The organism is Undibacterium sp. RuRC25W (genome assembly GCF_049339825.1).
In the GTDB taxonomy this organism is placed as follows: Bacteria; Pseudomonadota; Gammaproteobacteria; order Burkholderiales; family Burkholderiaceae_D; genus Undibacterium.
Genome location: NZ_JBMPPD010000017.1, coordinates 52,452 through 70,896 on the forward strand (window position 1 = coordinate 52,452; position 18,445 = coordinate 70,896).

The following is an 18,445-nucleotide window of genomic DNA, read 5'->3' on the forward strand; positions in this document are numbered from 1 at the left end:
TTCAGTTACTTAGTCTCTGCTGCACAACGTTCCCGACCCAAGGTAATCACACCATTGAGCATCGTATCGATCGCGCGTTGGTCTGTACGATGATTAACGATTGCTACTCGGATGGCCAGTTGCCCTCGAATCGTCGTTGTCGATGGTACTGCAAGCCCTGATTCATGCAAATCTGCAACGATATCGCGATTGAGGTCATCCAGATTTATTGTCGCTGCCTCGTTTGTCGATTGACCTCGATAGCGGAAGCACACAACATTGAGTGCCACTGGCGCCATTAATTCTAACGTAGGGTGTTGTGCAATCTGTTGTGTCAGATAGTGCGCCAGATCACAGGTCTGAGAAATAATTTTACCGAGCTTTTCAGTGCCATAGACCTGCAGTGTGAACCAGGTTTTTAGCGCGCGGAAACCACGAGATAAATCCGGACCAAAATCACAAGGCCACGGTGATCCGCCTGCAAGGCCGCGGGTTTCGCGACGTAAATAGGCAACAGGTGCGGCAAAGGCGTCCATATGCAGAGTGCTATCACGTACTAGTAAAAAACCAGCATCATATTGAACCTGCCCCCATTTATGGAAATCAAACGCGATCGAATCGGCGCGCTCTATCCCATGAAGTAGCGGTGCTACTTGTGGCGACATCATCCCCAGTGCGCCAAACGCACCATCAATGTGGAACCAGCATTTCTCCTGCGCAGCAATGTCAGCAATATCATTGAGTGGATCAACCGCGCCGACATCCACACTGCCAGCGGTACCCACAATAAAGAATGGTTGCAAACCAGCCGCGCGATCAGCCTCAATCGCCGCGCGGAGTGCCGCCGTATCCATCTGGAAGGCGTCATTACTTGGGATACGACGCAAGGCCGTCGTACCAAAACCCGCAAGATCCATCGCCTGCGCAACACAGCCATGTGCCTCGATTGAGGTATAAGCGGTCAGTTGTTTTTCTGCGGCTTTTACACCGTCCTGACGTACGTTCTTGCCTAGCGCGACAGTACGCGCAACTAGCACTGCCATCAGATTTGCCATCGACGTGCCTGTAACAAAGACGCCGCTGGCGCTGTCGGGGAATGAGAATAATTCTCGCATCCAGCGAACGATTTGACGTTCTACTTCAACAGGCATTTGATCCCGCCCGCCGGTATTCGCATTCAGACCTGCTGCCAGCATTTCTGCCAGCATCCCGACAGGTGAGCCGCCGCCCTGTACCCATCCCATAAATCCAGGATGACTATTGCCAGGTCCGTAAGGCAGGATATCTTCCATGAAGGTTTGGTGGGCACTCGCCAGACTTTGTGGCTGGTGCGGGAGTGAGACCTGAAACTTGGCACGCGACGTTTGTGGGATTGGCTGCCAGACAGGGCGTTCGCGCAAGTGTTCAATAAAATTGAGCATATCATCGAGCATCTGATGACTTTGCGCACGAAATACGGTCCAGTCTTCTGGATCGAGGCTCTGGTGGGGTGCTTGGGGGTGATCCAAGGTGGGATCCATCTTGGGATCGGTGAGTGGCTTATCCATCGATTTGACATCAAAAAACAATGTCTGATTATCTCACTTGCTATAGATTTTGAGCAAACTTTCCATTTTTTCAAAAAAAAGGAGTAGGAGGCTTGGATATATTTGAGGTGGAGGGACTTTTGTCTGTCATTTTTACGAGGGTAGGAATTTAGCGTCTTTTTTAATGAAGGCGAACACTCCTCTCCATAGCATGTGAAAGGTGTGACGATGGGGGGAGAGGGTGGTTACAAGTGACGGAGTCTGGACTAGGCCAGAATAAACCAGGATGAAGCCCACTAATCAAACAGGCCAGTGTCTCTCTGCTAGACTGCCGATCTGTTTTTGTTTTTGATTCTGATGAGTTTGAGCGATTTTTACCATGATTTCTTTATTGTTGAAATGTTTAACGGGTGCATTGGCGGTGTTGCTGATTGTCTTGGCATCGACATCCCGTTATTTTGTGTTGGCAGGATTGGTGCCGTTGTTCCCGAGATTTGCCCTGATTGCGCATGTCGTCGTCGGTACCAACCGTTCACCGACGGAGTTGCAGACGACGGCGTTGTTTGGGTTATGTTCGTTGATTCCTTATGCCGCTTATCTGGCGACGGTGTATGTGCTCAGTACTCGTACATCTTTAACGATCACTCTTTCTTCAGCGGTGATGACCTGGTTGTGTATAGCGGGTCTCATGTTGTTGGTCTGGTTCCGCGTCTTTCCGCCACAGTAAGGCACTGAAACATAGCGCAAAAAAAACGCCGGACTTTCATCCGGCGTTGTCGACGTCGTCAAGGATGACAGCTGATTACTCAGCGTGCATTTCTTTGATCAGACGGTCATATTTTTCGACATGCTTCATGTTCCACAAGATATAACGGATATCAACCTGAATGGAACGTGTGTTTGCTTTGTTGAAATCCCAGTCGGAGATGATGGAGTCTAGCGTGCCATCAAATGCCAGACCGATCAGTTCTGCTTTTGAATTCAATGCAGCTGAACCAGAGTTGCCACCGGTAATATCAAGGGTCGCCAGATAAGCGACTGGCACGGTTTTCAGTTTTGCATCAACGAATGTGCCAAAATCCTTAGCCTTAATCGCAGCGAGTTCATCGGCTGGCGCATTGAATTCACCGCTACCTGTTGCTTTTGGCGGAATACCATTGACGGTAGTGAATGCAGACCATGCCAGACCATCGGCAGTGCCATGATCACGTCCAGCCACGTTACCAAAAGTCACACGCAGCGTGCTGTTAGCGTCAGGATACACAGCTTTTCCCTTGCTTTGCATGAAGGCGATTTTTGCTTTCATGTAGTTGCCGTAGGCTTGCTGAATATTACCTGCCAGTTCTTCATCTTCTGCTTCGCGCTTCATGAAACCATCGTACATTGCCACTGCTGCTTTGATAAAACTATCATTGCTGGCTTTAAAATCCGCCGGTGAGCTATTGAGCCAAGCAGTACGTGTTGCTTTGTCGTTGAGTTTGCTGCCTGCGTAAAGTTGGTCCAACAAGGTTTTCAACTCTGCTTCAGACATACCATCTTTAATACCGATGGCGGCATCAAAGTCAGCATTGTGTTCGCTCTTAGGCTGCGCAACGTATTGTGTCAGGTTATGCAGCACCAGCGCCTGATCAACGTTTTGCGCATAGCTACGTTCAACAGATTCGACACCCGCTTTGATACGTGGCAGATCACGGGTCTGGTAACCGGATTTACGTTCTGCGTCTGGTTTTGTGGTCTCGTTGGCCAGACGGTACAAGACACGAGCAGAGTTGAGCAGACGTGGGAAAGAACGGTCTAGATAAAAATCGGCTTTGTCTGTTGCATCGCGCTTGGCGATTAATTGTTCTACCTGTGCAATATCGGCTGCATATTCTTTGGTGCGGGCAGGATTGTTATTGACCCAGGCTTTCAGTTCTTCATGTTCTTTTGTTTTGCGTGCTAGGAAATCGCTGCCAGCATAGCTGTCGAGCATACCTTGACGGTTTTTGTAGTAATTATTGATGCCAGCAACTTGGCTCGCGTATTTCAATTTAGCATCTGGGTCATTCGCTGTTTCTTTAGCGATGATTGCCAGTGATTCGCCAGAAGACTTCACAAACGCTGGGTAACTCCAGTCAAACGTATGCGCGACTTCAGAGGGCAAACGGTGGCGGTTGGTGCGGCCAGGGTAGCCCAGTGCCATCACAAAATCACCCTCTTTAACGCCTTCTTTTGCCAGTTTCAGGTAAAACTTAGGAACATAAGGAACGTTATCTTTGCTGTAATCCGCTGCTTTACCATCTTTGCTGACGTAAGCGCGGTAGAAGCCGTAATCACCAGTATGGCGTGGCCACATCCAGTTGTCGGTATCGCCACCAAACTTACCTACGCCTTCTGGTGGTGCATGCACCAAACGCACGTCGCGAATTTCCATTTGTTTAATCAGATAAAACTCGAGACCGCCGTAGTAAGGATAGACATTGCAACGATGTCCTGCCTCTTTTTCGCACTCAGCAACGATCGCTTTGGAGTTTCTTTCAATTGCGTCAACACGTTTTTTGCCGGTCAGTTTAGCGACATGTTTATCAATAACCTTGTTGCTGACATTAAGCACATCTTTGGTGACAAAAACGCGTGAGCCCGGTGATGCCGGCAGCTCTTCATCTAGCGTTTTCGCATAAAATCCGTTTGCCAATAAGTTATTTTCTGGTTTTGAGTTATACGCAACGCTGCCGTAGACGCAATGGTGGTTTGTAATGACCAAGCCTTGCGGGGACACAAATGACGCTGAACAACCGCCGAGACTAACAATCGCCCCCATCGGGAATTCGGTCAATTTTGTCAGTGATGCCGGATCCAGTTTGAGTCCATCCGCTTTTAATTGTTTAGCGACTTGTGGTAACTGTTGTGGCATCCACATACCTTCGTCGGCATAGGCGCTGTAGCAGGTGCTTAAGACTGCCAGGGTGAGGAGTGTCTTTTTCATCGTTATTGTATAAATTGAAGTGGTTGACAAGGGTGGATAACAAACAGATCTCTACAAACATTAACCGTTGGTAACAGTTTTTTTTGTTTATTTATACTTTCTGCAAGTGTCGTTTTTAGTACCTTAATCGTTTAAAAAGTTCAAAAAAACTCAAAAAAACTCTTAAATTGGTTAATTACTTTCAACACATCTTACAGAATATCGAAGAATGCACCTTTGAATGCACCTTTTATCAGCCAAAGTGATGAACTGATGCGTTTTTTATTTGATGGAAGTCAAGACTGATATCCAAGTTTAAAAAAAAGAGCTATATGGTGTAAACTTGAGTGATGCAAATCTATTTATCATTTTTAGCTGCGGCACTTTATCTGGCGGTGCTGTTTATTCCTTCGCGGTGGCGCACGCTTGGCGCCGGTTTGAGCGTGTTCGCTTGGCTGCTGCATGGCGCCACATTGTGGGGAAGTGTGTTTTCCAGTGATGCCCTGCGCGTCGGTTTTGCAGTGATGTTATCGTCCGCTTTATGGGTCACGGTCTCGGTTTATTTGCTCGAAAATCGTAATTTTTCCCTCGAAGGCTTAAAGTTTCTGTTACTACCCCCAGTTGCACTGGCAACAGTGTTACCGGCATTATTTCCAGGGGCATTGATTTCATTGGCGGGGAAAACAACGATGTTCCCTTGGCATGTTGCTGTGGCCTTGCTTGCCTATGGAACACTGACGATCGCTGCGTTCCATGCGTTGATGATGACTTTGCAGGATAAACATCTGCATAAACTACGCGCGAAACCCCTGAGTCCTCGTTTAAACCAGATCGTTGATAATCTTCCACCCTTAATGAAAATGGAGAAAATCCTCTTCAGATTGATTTCATTAGGCTTCGTCTTATTAACAATGACAGTGCTGTCTGGCGTCATTTTTTCTGAACAAGTGCTGGGTGTCGCCTTTAAGTGGGATCATAAAACTATCCTCTCGTTATTTTCTTGGCTTTTATTTGCCGTTTTGCTGGCAGGTCGTCACTGGCGTGGATGGCGCGGCAAGACGGTATTAAGTTTTACTTTATCGGGATTTTTGACTTTGTTGCTGGCTTACGTAGGTAGTCACTTTGTGTTGGAAGTCGTGTTACACCGGAGTCTGGCATGAAGTTACTTGTGTGGTTGATTTTGATCGTTTTAGTCGTTCTTGCCATCCGCAAGAAAGCCAAGCCACCGTCGACACCATCTGACACTGCTCAAGAATGGCGTGGTGCAACCGCAGATTCTGATGCACAGCCAGCGACGGAGAGTATGGTGTGTTGTGCGCATTGCCAACTCTATTTACCAGCTTCCGAGGCGATTGTACGTGGCAGTCAGTCTTATTGTTCGACTGCGCATGCTGACTTGCATTAGATCAAAAAGTACCGCGTGAATATGTCGGTCATTTTTGCTCACTTCTCAGATCCTACCCCTTCATTCTGGCGTTCTTTGCAAACGCTCAATGTGTCGCGCGTCATCATCGCGCTCTGTTTATTGTTCTTGCTTAATCTGCACAGCCTCAGAGGCGTCTGGATTTATACGCATGTTCTGGCGCAAGATATCTGTCTGGTTTATCTGCTGACGAGCATTTGTTTTACTCTCTTTAAAATATTCAATAGACAGCATTTTGCCGTGCAATTGCTGGCACAGATAGCGTGGGATATTTTTATTATTTCCCTGATTTATATTGGCTCGGGCGGTGGTAAAGGTGGATTAAGTGTCCTATTTTTGTTTCCGCTCGCTGGTGTTGCTATTCTGACGCCATTGTTATGGGCATTTTTCTTTTGCTCCATCGTCAGTTTGTTGTTATTAATTGAAGGTGCTTACCGGTCATTTGAGTTAAATGACGGCAATATCATCTCTCAGGCGGGTCTATTCGGCGCCTCTTTTTTTGCTGTGGCCTACGTCGTCAATCGCTTGGCTAGCAATTTAATCAGCCAAGAAAAATTAGCAACACAACGCGGTAACGAGTTGGCAATGCAGCAGGCAATTAATCGGCTTGTGATTGCTGACATGGGGGACGGTGTACTTGTTCTGGACCATACTGGTCGACTGTTTGAAATTAATCGCGCTGCTGAACGTATGCTCGGTGGAAACTTAACCAAAGATATGATTGGGATTAAGCTATCTAACATTGTTGCATTACGAACATTGATGGAAGCATTGTCTGACATGCATACGCATCAGGCTGAAAATGCCATTGGGCTCAACGAAGATAACACCACCTTTGTATCGATTCCTTGCTACGTAGACGATACTAAAACGATGCTCAAACAGAGTATAGAAAGCAGTAGTTTTGGTGGCCGTAATGAACGCCAACAGTTCGTCACGCACCTGAAATTACGTGTGATGTTAGTGAAAGATGTCAACGTATCGAAGCGCAATGAGTCCGCTGGCGAATACGTCATTCTCTTTATGCAAGATGTGTCCGATATTGAAAACCAAGCACAGCAGCTAAAATTGGCATCGATGGGGCGGCTGACGGCGAGTATTGCGCACGAGGTACGCAATCCTTTATCCTCGATTTCTTATGCAGCTTCGTTACTCAACGAAGATATCGAACATATCGAAGACAACAAAATTCAGGCAAAGCGCCTACTTAAAATTGTCGATGATAACGTTACTCGCCTCAATCAGTTGATCGAAGATATTCTCAAATTATCGCGTAAGGCGCGCAATGATATTGCGCCATACTCATTGATGAGTGCCGTTACAAAGTGCGTACAGGATTTTGTTGAGACGCAAAAGTTGCAGAGTGATCTCATTGTTGTCAGTCAGGACATTGATTTTCAGGTTCGTTTTGACCCTGGACATTTGATCGAAATTATCACCAATCTGATGTCGAACGCCGTACGCTATGCCAGTGGCAGACCCGCCAGTATCCGTTTATATGCGTTTTTAAATGGCGCTGGTCGTCAGGAGTTACATATCCAAGACGATGGGCCACCGATCAGCTACGATGTCAGAGCGCATCTATTTGAGCCGTTTTATACTACCTCAAGAATGGGAACGGGACTGGGGCTGTATATGGCGCGCGAATTATGTTTGAATAACCACGCTTTGCTCGATTACGAATATCGTCTGGATCATGATAGTCCAGAACCAAGTGGCAGGTTTGTCATTAATTTTTCTGAATTTAATCCATGACCATGAGTGCTGCAAACACCACGTGCCCCCGGATTCTCGTCGTTGATGACGAAGCGCATCTACGTGAGTTATTGGAAATCACCCTCATCAAAATGGGGCTTGACGTCGATAGTGCTGAGAACCTTGCACAAGCCCGTTCTTATCTGACAAAAAAACCTTATTCACTGGTATTGACGGATATGCGCCTGCCTGATGGCTCGGGTATGGAGTTAGTGGCGGAAGTCAATGCGACCTATAAGAGCACACCTATTGCGGTGATTACCGCTTTCGGCAGTGCGGACAACGCGGTAATCGCACTGAAAGCGGGCGCATTTGACTATGTGTCGAAGCCAGTTGCCTTGGAACAGTTACGTAAGTTAGTGCGTTCTGCGCTGGAGATGCATGAGGTTGCCGTTAAAGGTGCTCAGGTTGTTGAGACGACGCAAATACTACCTGCTTCGTTTTTAATTGGCCGGTCTGAACGTATGCAAACGGTACGTGATCAGATTGCCCGCCTCGCGCGTAGCATGGCACCCGTCATTATTACGGGTGAGTCAGGTAGTGGTAAAGAGCTGGCCGCAAGAGAAATTCATTGCCGTAGTGCGCGTGCACAACAACCTTTCATCGCAGTAAATTGCGGTGCGATACCGGAAGCTCTAATGGAAGCGGAGTTTTTTGGTTATCGTAAAGGTGCATTTACGGGAGCCGCGGATGATAGGGAAGGTTTTTTTCAGGCCGCCAACGGTGGCACGCTGATGCTCGATGAAGTTGCAGATCTGCCGCTGGCAATGCAAGTGAAGTTGCTGCGTGCGATTCAGGAGCGGAGCATTCGCAAAGTTGGTGCAACAGCAGAAGAAGCGGTCGATGTCAGGATTGTCAGTGCGACTCACCAAAATTTATCGCAGTGCGTTGCAGAAGGGCGCTTCAGGCAAGATTTATATTATCGTCTTAATGTGATTGAACTCCATTTGCCGCCATTGCGTGAGCGGCTTGACGATATCGGGGACTTAGCAACAGCATTGCTGAGCAAACTGTCGGCTGAGTCAATCCGCATTTCAGAATCTGCATTGGTGGCGTTGTCTGGCTACACGTTTCCGGGTAATGTCCGTGAGTTAGAAAATATTCTTGAACGCGCCATTGCTTTCGCCAACGATGCTTGTATCGAAGTCGATGATTTGGCATTGCAAGGAGCAAAAAAAGTCCCTGTCTCAGCGTTACCACGGATTGACTCTGTCATCGCTGCCAAGTCTGATGAGGCAAAAGAGTTGCTGCCTATATCCACGATGCCCGAGATGCAGATAGAGATGTCGGTACAATTAGGCATCGCCCCCGTTGATGCATTCCCTTGCCCAGCATTTCCGTTTTCTTTGCCTGAATTTCTCGACAGTATCGAATCAGAGATGATACGCAGAGCGCTACAGCAAACCGGACATAACCGCACCCAGGCTGCAGACTTGTTGGGCGTCAGTTTCCGTCAACTACGTTATCAAATCCAGAAATTAAAAATTCAGGAACAGTGATAAACATTCATAAACATTCATAAACATTCATAAACATTCATAAACATTGATAAACAGCGATATTGCGTTGTCATTTGGTCACAATGAAGTGTAGCCGCAACGGCGAACGTGAACAACGATCAAACCTACCCTGCGTGACATCTTTTGGCGTGTCAGATTGAATTTAACGGTGAGACAGCATCCTAATGGTCGGTACCGTGACTTTTTTCGTTAGTGCTCACTTACACCATTTGCTAAGGATTTCTGTGGCTTCTTGAAAGTCAATTCCCCTGACGCTTAATTTTGTAAAAAATAAATTTTTTTTTACACTGAAATAGCGGTTGCATATGGTGTGGTGGGGTACTAGAATTAGGGCTAATCAAAATTTGCGCACTATATGTAGTGGTTTTTTTCTTGTTTTACCTTTCTTGCTTCTTTCTCCCTTTTACATTTGCAATTGATTTAAAAAATAAGAAATAGCATAACTTTTAGCTGGTTTTAGCGGAGTTTAGCTATTTGTAGTGATGCGCAACACCTGATCGTAACCCGTGCGCAGCGATGGTTTGTCCAGCAGACTCGCGGCGTATCAAGATATAACTGACACTGGAGGCTCAATGCACTCTTCAACTGAAACATCAACGACATCCCTTATCGAAACTGGCGTCTTAAGCGGCGTGGCAGGTTCTCCGACTGGTACGACTACAATCAATTATGACGATTACAGAATCATCCGTCGTAACGGTTCCGTGGTTGGATTCGAACCTTCCAAGATCGCCATCGCGATGACCAAGGCTTTTTTGGCAGTCAATGGTGGGCAGGGCGCAGCTTCCGCACGTATTCGTGAATTGGTTGAGCAATTAACATCAACGGTCGTGGCTGCGTTATTGCGTCGTCAGCCGACGGGTGGCACCTTTCACATCGAAGATATTCAGGATCAGGTTGAACTGGCATTAATGCGTTCGGGCGAACACGATGTGGCGCGTGCTTATGTGCTGTATCGTGCAAAACACCAAGAGGAGCGTCGTTTGCAACGCGAAGCACAACATGCATCCCAGGCACAACTGCCAAAGATTCATGTTTTGATCGATGGTGAGCGTGTTGTACTGGAAATCGACAAAGTACGTTCCCTGATTACTGCTGCTTGTGTTGGTTTGGATAAATTGGCGGATGCCGAGGCGATCCTTACTGAAACACTAAAAAATCTGTATGACGGTGTACCCGTCGAAGAGTTACACAAATCGGCAATCCTGGCTGCACGTGCTTTGATGGAAAAAGAACCAGCATATAGCTTGGTCACCGCACGCTTGTTGTTGCATACGATCCGTAAAGAAGTATTCGGTAAAGAAGTGGCACAGCAAGATGCCGCCGCAGAATATGTTACTTACTTCCCACAATTCATACAAAAAGGGATTGCCGCTGAATTGCTCGACTCAAAATTAGCTGAGTTTGATCTGGAACGTCTGGCAAAAGCCTTGGTATCCGACCGCGATCTGCAATTTAGCTACATTGGCTTGCAAACTTTGTACGACCGTTATTTCTTGCACGTTCGTGGTACCCGTATTGAAATGCCGCAGGCGTTCTATATGCGTGTAGCGATGGGTCTGGCGTTGGAAGAAAAAGACCGTAATGGACGTGCAATCGAGTTTTACAACTTGCTGTCGAGCTTTGATTTCATGAGCTCAACACCGACACTGTTCAACTCAGGTACACAGCGCTCACAATTGTCCTCATGCTACCTGACAACGGTGGCAGATGATCTGGCCGGTATTTATGACGCCCTGAAAGAAAATGCGTTGCTGGCGAAATATGCTGGTGGTCTGGGTAATGACTGGACGCCAGTCCGTTCCCTCGGCGCCCATATTAAAGGTACCAACGGTAAGTCACAGGGTGTTGTGCCTTTCCTGAAAGTCGTCAATGACACCGCAGTGGCAGTGAACCAAGGTGGTAAGCGTAAGGGTGCAGTATGTGCTTATCTGGAAACCTGGCACATGGACATCGAAGAATTCTTGGATTTGCGTAAGAACACAGGTGATGACCGCCGCCGTACGCATGATATGAATACCGCCAACTGGATTCCTGATATGTTCATGAAACGCGTCATGGAAAAAGGTGACTGGACACTGTTCTCTCCATCTGACGTGCCAGACTTGCATGATAAATTTGGCAAAGCGTTTGAACAAGCCTATCTTGGCTACGAAGCAAAAGCGGCTTCTGGCGAATTGGAACTGTCCAAGAAAATCCCTGCGCTCGATCTGTGGCGTAAGATGCTGTCGATGTTGTTTGAAACTGGCCATCCATGGATTACATTCAAAGATCCTTGCAACATCCGTTCTCCACAGCAGCACGTGGGCGTCGTTCACTCTTCAAATCTGTGTACAGAAATCACACTCAACACCAATGAGTCTGAGATCGCAGTCTGCAATCTGGGTTCTGTCAACATGCCAGCGCACATGAAAGACGGTAAGCTCGATCACGCTAAATTGCAAAAAACAATCCGTACTGCGATGCGTATGCTTGATAACGTCATCGACATTAACTACTATGCAGTACAGAAAGCACGCGATTCTAACTTGCGTCATCGTCCTGTTGGCATGGGTATCATGGGCTTCCAGGATTGCTTACATATGATGCGCGTACCATATGCATCGATGGACGCTGTGCAGTTTGCTGACACATCGATGGAAGCAGTGTGCTATTACGCTTACCTAGCATCGACAGAATTGGCTGAAGAGCGCGGTACTTACAGCTCATACAAAGGTTCGTTGTGGGATCGCGGCATTCTGCCGCAAGATTCGCTCAAAATGCTGGCGGACGAGCGTGGTGGTTATCTGGAAGCAGATTTCTCCGAAACAATGGACTGGACAGTGGTTCGCAATCGCATTAAACAGCACGGTATGCGTAATTCCAACTGCGTGGCGATTGCACCAACTGCGACGATCTCTAACATCATCGGCGTTTCAGCTTGTATCGAGCCGACGTATCAGAATCTGTATGTAAAATCGAATCTGTCCGGTGAGTTTACAGAAATTAACGAACATCTGGTCCGTGATTTGAAATTGCGTGGCTTGTGGGATGAAGTCATGATCGCAGATCTGAAGTACTTTGACGGTAGTCTTGCACGTATCGACCGCATTCCGGAAGATCTGCGTGAATTGTATGCGACAGCATTTGAAATCAGCCCATCGTGGTTGGTCGAAGCTGCCTCACGTCGTCAGAAATGGATCGATCAGGCACAATCACTGAATATTTATATGGCAGGTGCTTCTGGTAAAAAACTGGACGAGACTTACAAGCTGGCGTGGTTACGTGGTCTGAAAACGACTTATTACCTGCGTACGATTGGTGCGACCCACACCGAGAAATCAACCTCTAAAACAGGCGCGTTGAACGCTGTTGCCGTTGATGGTGGAAGCACTGGTTTTAATGCAGCACCAGCAGCATCAAACGTTGCGGCTGCACCGGAAGCTGAAGGCGCAGCATGCTATCTGCGTCCAGGTGATGCAGGTTTTGAAGAGTGTGAAGCCTGTCAGTAAGCGCTAAATAATGAGCACGGGGCGACCACAGATGGTTCAGCCCCAATGCTCTTTCAGGAATTTTCGTAGTGATATCGCTGAGCGACTTATACGAAAACCAATTTTGTAAGGAATAAATAAATGTTATCTTGGGATGAAGAAGTAGCTCCTGCAGCGCCGGTATTGAAGGCGACTCCACAACCACAACCTGGCGCTGTTAGTGAAGAAGATATTGCGCGTCGCGTTAATGCTGCCGACAAACGTATTATTAATGGTCAGACAGACGTAAATCAATTAGTACCATTCAAATATAAGTGGGCGTGGGATAAATATCTGGCAGGTTGTGCAAACCATTGGATGCCACAAGAGATCAATATGCAGCGTGATATTGAATTGTGGAAAAGCCCAAATGGTTTGACAGAAGATGAACGTCGTCTGGTAAAACGTAATCTGGGATTCTTTGTGACAGCTGATTCATTAGCTGCAAATAATATCGTGTTGGGAACATATCGGCACATCACTGCACCAGAATGCCGTCAATATTTACTGCGTCAGGCGTTTGAAGAAGCGATCCACACTCACGCCTATCAATATATCGTTGAGTCGCTTGGTCTGGATGAAGGTGAAATCTTTAACGCCTACAATGAAGTCGAATCGATCCGTGATAAAGATCAGTTTCTGATCCCATTCATTGATGTATTAACGAATCCTGAATTTAAGACTGGCACAACGGAAGCAGATCAGACATTATTACGCTCACTGATCGTATTTGCGTGCTTGATGGAAGGGCTGTTTTTCTACGTTGGCTTTACACAAATTCTTGCGTTAGGTCGTCAGAATAAAATGATGGGCGCGGCTGAACAATATCAATACATCTTGCGTGATGAATCGATGCACTGTAATTTTGGGATCGATTTAATCAATACAATTAAGATGGAAAATCCACATTTGTGGACCGCAGGGTTTCGCGATGAAATTAAATCGTTGTTTTTGCGTGCGGTGGAGTTGGAATATCGTTACGCAGAGGATACAATGCCGCGTGGAGTGCTCGGATTAAATGCGCCTATGTTTAAAGGATATTTACGCTTCATCGCAAATCGCCGCGCACAGCAAATTGGTCTTGATGCTTTGTTCCCGCAGGAAGAAAATCCTTTCCCGTGGATGAGTGAAATGATTGACCTAAAAAAAGAACGCAACTTTTTTGAGACGCGCGTGATTGAGTATCAAACCGGCGGAGCCCTGAATTGGGAGTAACAAGCTGAAGTCAGCGCCCCGGGTTCCTGAAAAGGAATACTCACGGTTTGCACGAGATGTAAAACTCGAGAGGCCTCACCAAACTGAATGGACAGTCTTAGATTAAATTACTTTGAACTGTTAGTGCCGCAATTCCTGGCTGTGCTGGGTCTTGCGGCTTTTGGTCGTGCTCTGCGGGTTCTGCAAAAAGATACCGACGCCGGCATGTAATGCGGGCGTTTTTTTTGGTTTACCACTTTCATTCAACATATGAAGAGTAAATCATATGGCTAAAGTGCTGCATTTACTGAGGCAATGCAGCAGTTCAGCCGGTGCCGGATTCATTAGCGCAAACAGCAGTCATGTTTGTGCCGATGAATAATCCGCTTGAAAGGATAGAGCGGATTTTAATTTTCACCTGATTTTTTCCATCTCGATCGAAGGAGAAACAAAATGGCAACAGCACCAAAATCGTCCCCAGACGAAGCAGCAAAGAAGCCTGCTAAAAAAGTAGCTAAACCAGCAGCTAAGACAACTAAAGCTGCAGCAAAGCCAGCAGCTAAAGCAACTAAGGCAGCGGCTAAGCCAGCAGCTAAAGCAACTAAAGCAACTAAGGCAGCGGCTAAGCCAGCAGCTAAAGCAACTAAAGCAACTAAGGCAGCGGCTAAGCCAGCAGCTAAAGCAACTAAGGCAGCGGCTAAGCCAGCAGCTAAAGCGACTAAGGCAGCGGCTAAGCCAGCAGCTAAAGCAACTAAGGCAGCGGCTAAGCCAGCAGCTAAAGTAACTAAGGCAGCAGCAAAGCCAGCAGCTAAAGTAACTAAGGCAGCAGCAAAGCCAGCAGCTAAAGCAACTAAAGCAGCAGCTAAGCCAGCAGCTAAAGTAACTAAAGCAGCAGCAAAGCCAGCAGCTAAAGCGACTAAGGCAGCAGCAAAGCCGGCAGCAAAAGCAGCGAAGGCAACCAAAGCCGTAGCGAAGCCAGCAGCTAAAGCAGCGAAGGCAACTAAAGCCGTGGCTAAACCAGCAGCTAAAGTAACTAAAGCAGCAGCTAAACCAGCAGCTAAAGCGACTAAGGCAGCAGCAAAGCCAGCAGCTAAAGTAACTAAGGCAGCAGCAAAGCCAGCAGCAAAAGCAACTAAGGCAGCAGCTAAGCCAGCAGCAAAAGCAACTAAAGTAGCAGCTAAGCCAGCAGCGAAGGCAACTAAAGTAGCGGCTAAGCCAGCTGCGAAAAAAGCAGCAGCTAAACCAGCGGCAAAAAAAGCGACAGCAAAAGCAGCGACACCTGATGCTAAATCAGTTGTTAGCGCCAATGCAGCATGGCCTTTCCCTACAGGCAATCGTCCAGCATAATTGTCGATATGCTTTGACGCCTGATTGAATTCAGGCACAATACCCACTGCGTGATTCGTCACCCGGTGGGTTTTTTTTTAAGGACAACTTGTGCTGCGCGATATTTTATCTTTTGTTATTGATACGGTAACTGGTCTGTTAGCTGGTTTTTTGTTGCTGCGCTTCTGGATGCAGGTGCAGCGTGTCAGACCGCCGATTGGTTTGGCGCAGGCCATTTTTCAATTAACCGATTGGATTGTGCATCCTATCCGTCGAGTTGTACCTGGCTTTCGAGGTTATGACTGGGCGAGCTTGATTGCGGTTTTCTTAGCGGCGTTCGTATCGATCGCCATCGACTTTTGGTTGTTGGCGCGATTCCCTATTGTGGTGATCGCAATTCTGGCGTTGTTTCGTGTTATTCAATGGATCGTCTATGGTCTGATGGCCTTACTGCTTTTGGAGGCGATATTTAGTTGGGTGAATCCACAGGCACCCTTTGCGCCGTTTATCCGTGCGTTAAATAGTCCAGTGCTTTCACCGCTTCGTAAATTTGTGCCACCGTTCGGCGGACTGGATTTCTCGCCAATGGTGGCACTGATCTTGTTGCAAGTCATCAATCGTGTACTGTCTGCGCTGCAAGAGGAATTGCTGACCAAGGTGACTTTTTTTTGATGTAGCGTTAGGTCAGTTCAGGAGGTGATGTGGACTGCCGAACGATTAATTGTGATCTGAGCATTTCACGTCGCATCGGTGCTTCTGGGTGGGCAATGCGGTCGACTAAGATCTGCGCTGTCAATTGACCAATAGCGTGCTTTGGCTGGGAGATGGTGGTGAGTGGTGGCGTACTGAAAGAAGCCAAAGCAATATCATCATAGCCAATCACTGACAGTTGCTGCGGAATCTTTACATTGACTTGATTGGCTGCGCAGATACCACCGATCGCCATCAGATCATTGCTGGCAAAAATGGCCGTTGGTCGGTCTTCTTTGGAAAGCAATTCTTGAAAGGCGTTAAATCCTCCCTGACTCGTAAAGTCACTGTGAATCAAGTAGGCTGGATTAAAACTGATTTCCGCTTCCTGTAGAGCGCGAAGATAACCTGTGACCCTGCCACCACTTGGCAGTAAGGTTTCTGGACCTGCTACACAGGCAATTTTTTTGTGTCCCAGTCCGAGCAGATAACATGTGGCATCGTAGCCGCCTTGTACGTGATCCGCTTCAATCAAATCAGCAACAACACCTGCTACTTCACGGTCTACCAGGACTTTAGGAATACCTTCGTTCGCTAATAGTTCGGTCAGATCTTCATCCGTGCCGGATGACACCAGAATCAGTCCGTCTATCCTTTTTTCCATTAATACGCGGATATAAGCGGCTTGCTTTTTCGGGTCATCATAAGAGTTACATAAAATGATGTTGTACCCGAGCTTGAACGATGCATCTTCGATGCCTTGAATTACCTCCGCAAAATAGGGATTGGAGTTATTCGGAATCATCATTCCCAAGGTATGAGTACGGTCATTTTTTAAACTGCGAGCGACTGCGCTGGGGATGTAGCGGAGCTCCTGAATGACAGACAGTACTCGCTCTCGCGCATCTTCGCTCACGACGCGCGTATTATTGATAACATGAGAAACGGTCGTGGTGGAGACCCGGGCTTTTTCTGCGACTTGCTTCATTGTTGCCATAAAATTCCTGCCTTTCTGTGGCTAGATTATGCCGTAGGAACGACGAAGCGGTTAAATTTTTTGCATAAGTTCTTTGACTATTCGTCGGTTAAAGGTGTTAGCTCAGCATATCTTTGCGCTAGAGCAGGTTACACTTCAGATGGGGCAATAGGTACTTCAGAGTGCCTTATCTTTGAGATAGGAAAAGCGGTATGAATGATCTTCTTATACGCAATGCAAATTTAACCGATGGTAGAACCGGAATAGACATCCTCATCCGGCAAGGACGCATTGAGAGTCTGGATCGGCAGATAGACGCATCGGGCTTGCCCGAATTAGATGCCCAAGGAAATCTGCTGACCACTCCCTTTGTTGATGCGCATTTCCATATGGATGCGGTTCTCAGTTATGGTTTGCCAAGAGTAAATCAATCGGGCACCTTATTAGAAGGCATTGCTTTGTGGGGTGAGTTAAAGCCGACGTTGACACAGGAGGCATTGATTTCGCGGGCAATGCAATATTGTGAGTGGGCTGTTGCCAAAGGCTTGCTGGCAATACGTTCGCATGTTGATGTGTGTGATGATCGCTTGCTTGCTGTCGAAGCATTGTTGGAGGTGAAACGTCAGGTTGCGCCCTATCTCGATGTGCAATTAGTCGCTTTTCCTCAGGATGGTTTGTTGCGCAATAAAAATGCGTTGAGCAATTTGCAAAGGGCGATTGCCATAGGAGTTGATGTCGTTGGTGGTATACCGCATTTTGAGCGAACCATGGCCGATGGTGCGGAGTCAGTTCGCATCTTGTGCGAGTTTGCAGCAGAAAAGGGCTTACGGGTGGATATGCATTGCGATGAATCGGATGATCCACTTTCACGTCATATCGAAACATTAGCGTTTCATGCGCAACGGTTAGGCTTACAAGGACGGGTTGCTGGCTCGCATCTGACGTCCATGCATTCGATGGATAATTATTATGTTAGTAAGTTACTGCCGTTGATTCAGGAGGCAGGTGTCGCGGCGATTGCGAATCCGCTGATTAATATTACCTTACAAGGGCGACACGATAGTTATCCAAAACGTCGCGGTATGACCAGGGTGCCAGAGATGATGGCAGCTGGCATTGATGTCGCATTCGGTCATGATTGCGTGATGGACCCATGGTATAGCCTCGGTTCTGGAGATATGTTGGAGGTGGCGCACATGGGACTACATGTCGCTCAAATGACGGGGCAGTCAGCGATGCGTCAGTGCTTTGATGCTGTCACTTCTACGCCTGCCAGAATCATGGGATTAGAGCACTATGGGTTGGCGCCAGGATGTTATGCTGACTTTGTGATTCTGGATGCAAGTGACGCGATAGAAGCACTGCGCTTACGTCCGGTACGACGATATGTGATACGTCGCGGAAAAGTGATCAGTGAAACGCCAAAGCCGGTTGCGACACTTTCCTTACCAAGAGGGCAGTTTGCGGTGGACTTCAGAACATCGTAATGATATTGATTGAATCAAGAGTGGATGAATAATAAAGGGCTGACGAAGAAAGCTTACTTCGTCAGCCCTTTGAATTAACAGTCAGATCTTAGGACTGAATGTGGATATTATGTTGA

At 47.2% G+C, this 18,445-nt stretch carries 14 protein-coding genes; 10 read left to right on the forward strand and 4 right to left on the reverse strand.

Annotated features, from left to right (window positions below):
* Positions 1-5: 5 nt before the first annotated feature.
* The gene (locus tag ACO0KV_RS09740; protein WP_423042253.1) at positions 6-1,526 is read right to left on the reverse strand and encodes a pyridoxal phosphate-dependent decarboxylase family protein; all 1,521 of its coding nucleotides are present in this window, start codon (positions 1,524-1,526) and stop codon (positions 6-8) included.
* A 358-nt stretch (positions 1,527-1,884) separates the two neighbouring features.
* On the opposite strand from ACO0KV_RS09740, the gene ACO0KV_RS09745 reads away from it, so the two are divergent.
* On the forward strand, positions 1,885-2,232 hold the full coding sequence (locus ACO0KV_RS09745; protein ID WP_423042255.1) for a GlpM family protein: 348 nt from the start codon (positions 1,885-1,887) through the stop codon (positions 2,230-2,232).
* A 75-nt stretch (positions 2,233-2,307) separates the two neighbouring features.
* Here the strand turns inward: ACO0KV_RS09745 and ACO0KV_RS09750 are convergent, their stop codons facing one another.
* Positions 2,308-4,470 carry a S46 family peptidase gene (locus ACO0KV_RS09750; RefSeq protein WP_423042257.1) on the reverse strand — a complete coding sequence of 721 codons (2,163 nt, stop codon included), beginning with the start codon at positions 4,468-4,470 and terminating at the stop codon, positions 2,308-2,310.
* Between the two features lie 329 nt (positions 4,471-4,799).
* Here ACO0KV_RS09750 and ACO0KV_RS09755 point away from each other — a divergent pair, with 329 nt between their 5' ends.
* The 7 genes from ACO0KV_RS09755 to ACO0KV_RS09785 all read left to right on the forward strand — a co-directional run bounded on the left by ACO0KV_RS09755 (position 4,800) and on the right by ACO0KV_RS09785 (position 14,081).
* Complete coding sequence (locus tag ACO0KV_RS09755) at positions 4,800-5,609, forward strand: cytochrome C assembly family protein (RefSeq protein WP_423042259.1); 810 nt, start codon at positions 4,800-4,802, stop codon at positions 5,607-5,609.
* Positions 5,606-5,854 (forward strand): PP0621 family protein, encoded by a 249-nt coding sequence (locus ACO0KV_RS09760; RefSeq protein WP_423042261.1) that lies wholly within the window; start codon positions 5,606-5,608, stop codon positions 5,852-5,854. Before ACO0KV_RS09755 ends, ACO0KV_RS09760 begins: the two co-directional genes overlap by 4 nt.
* A 21-nt stretch (positions 5,855-5,875) precedes the next feature.
* Positions 5,876-7,627, forward strand: coding sequence for a sensor histidine kinase (locus tag ACO0KV_RS09765; RefSeq protein ID WP_423042263.1), 1,752 nt, complete (start codon positions 5,876-5,878; stop codon positions 7,625-7,627).
* A gap of 2 nt (positions 7,628-7,629) precedes the next feature.
* A complete protein-coding gene (locus ACO0KV_RS09770) occupies positions 7,630-9,126 on the forward strand; it encodes a sigma-54-dependent transcriptional regulator (protein WP_423042301.1) in 1,497 nt (498 codons plus the stop codon).
* Between the two features lie 593 nt (positions 9,127-9,719).
* Complete coding sequence (locus tag ACO0KV_RS09775) at positions 9,720-12,638, forward strand: ribonucleoside-diphosphate reductase subunit alpha (RefSeq protein WP_423042265.1); 2,919 nt, start codon at positions 9,720-9,722, stop codon at positions 12,636-12,638.
* A 120-nt stretch (positions 12,639-12,758) separates the two neighbouring features.
* Complete coding sequence (locus ACO0KV_RS09780; RefSeq protein WP_423042267.1) at positions 12,759-13,871, forward strand: ribonucleotide-diphosphate reductase subunit beta; 1,113 nt, start codon at positions 12,759-12,761, stop codon at positions 13,869-13,871.
* 87 nt (positions 13,872-13,958) lie between these two features.
* Positions 13,959-14,081 (forward strand): hypothetical protein, encoded by a 123-nt coding sequence (locus ACO0KV_RS09785; RefSeq protein WP_423042269.1) that lies wholly within the window; start codon positions 13,959-13,961, stop codon positions 14,079-14,081.
* A gap of 176 nt (positions 14,082-14,257) precedes the next feature.
* On the opposite strand, the gene ACO0KV_RS09790 is transcribed toward ACO0KV_RS09785, so the two are convergent.
* Entirely contained in the window at positions 14,258-15,259 is a 1,002-nt protein-coding gene (locus ACO0KV_RS09790; protein WP_423042271.1) for a hypothetical protein, read from the reverse strand.
* A 28-nt stretch (positions 15,260-15,287) separates the two neighbouring features.
* On the opposite strand from ACO0KV_RS09790, the gene ACO0KV_RS09795 reads away from it, so the two are divergent.
* A complete protein-coding gene (locus ACO0KV_RS09795) occupies positions 15,288-15,848 on the forward strand; it encodes a YggT family protein (RefSeq protein WP_423042273.1) in 561 nt (186 codons plus the stop codon).
* 7 nt (positions 15,849-15,855) lie between these two features.
* Here ACO0KV_RS09795 and ACO0KV_RS09800 read toward each other — a convergent pair whose 3' ends face one another.
* The gene (locus ACO0KV_RS09800) at positions 15,856-16,863 is read right to left on the reverse strand and encodes a LacI family DNA-binding transcriptional regulator (RefSeq protein ID WP_423042275.1); all 1,008 of its coding nucleotides are present in this window, start codon (positions 16,861-16,863) and stop codon (positions 15,856-15,858) included.
* A gap of 191 nt (positions 16,864-17,054) precedes the next feature.
* Between ACO0KV_RS09800 and ACO0KV_RS09805 the strand changes: the two genes are divergently transcribed.
* On the forward strand, positions 17,055-18,329 hold the full coding sequence (locus ACO0KV_RS09805; protein ID WP_423042277.1) for an amidohydrolase family protein: 1,275 nt from the start codon (positions 17,055-17,057) through the stop codon (positions 18,327-18,329).
* Positions 18,330-18,445 lie beyond the last annotated feature (116 nt).

Excerpts from the sequence above, each read along its gene's own strand:
- ACO0KV_RS09740 (WP_423042253.1), bottom strand. The coding sequence starts at position 1,526 with ATGGATAAGCCACTCACCGATCCCAAGATGGATCCCACCTTGGATCAC.
- ACO0KV_RS09745 (WP_423042255.1), top strand. The coding sequence starts at position 1,885 with ATGATTTCTTTATTGTTGAAATGTTTAACGGGTGCATTGGCGGTGTTG.
- ACO0KV_RS09750 (WP_423042257.1), bottom strand. The coding sequence starts at position 4,470 with ATGAAAAAGACACTCCTCACCCTGGCAGTCTTAAGCACCTGCTACAGC.
- ACO0KV_RS09755 (WP_423042259.1), top strand. The coding sequence starts at position 4,800 with ATGCAAATCTATTTATCATTTTTAGCTGCGGCACTTTATCTGGCGGTG.
- ACO0KV_RS09760 (WP_423042261.1), top strand. The coding sequence starts at position 5,606 with ATGAAGTTACTTGTGTGGTTGATTTTGATCGTTTTAGTCGTTCTTGCC.
- ACO0KV_RS09765 (WP_423042263.1), top strand. The coding sequence starts at position 5,876 with ATGTCGGTCATTTTTGCTCACTTCTCAGATCCTACCCCTTCATTCTGG.
- ACO0KV_RS09770 (WP_423042301.1), top strand. The coding sequence starts at position 7,630 with ATGAGTGCTGCAAACACCACGTGCCCCCGGATTCTCGTCGTTGATGAC.
- ACO0KV_RS09775 (WP_423042265.1), top strand. The coding sequence starts at position 9,720 with ATGCACTCTTCAACTGAAACATCAACGACATCCCTTATCGAAACTGGC.
- ACO0KV_RS09780 (WP_423042267.1), top strand. The coding sequence starts at position 12,759 with ATGTTATCTTGGGATGAAGAAGTAGCTCCTGCAGCGCCGGTATTGAAG.
- ACO0KV_RS09785 (WP_423042269.1), top strand. The coding sequence starts at position 13,959 with ATGGACAGTCTTAGATTAAATTACTTTGAACTGTTAGTGCCGCAATTC.
- ACO0KV_RS09800 (WP_423042275.1), bottom strand. The coding sequence starts at position 16,863 with ATGGCAACAATGAAGCAAGTCGCAGAAAAAGCCCGGGTCTCCACCACG.
- ACO0KV_RS09805 (WP_423042277.1), top strand. The coding sequence starts at position 17,055 with ATGAATGATCTTCTTATACGCAATGCAAATTTAACCGATGGTAGAACC.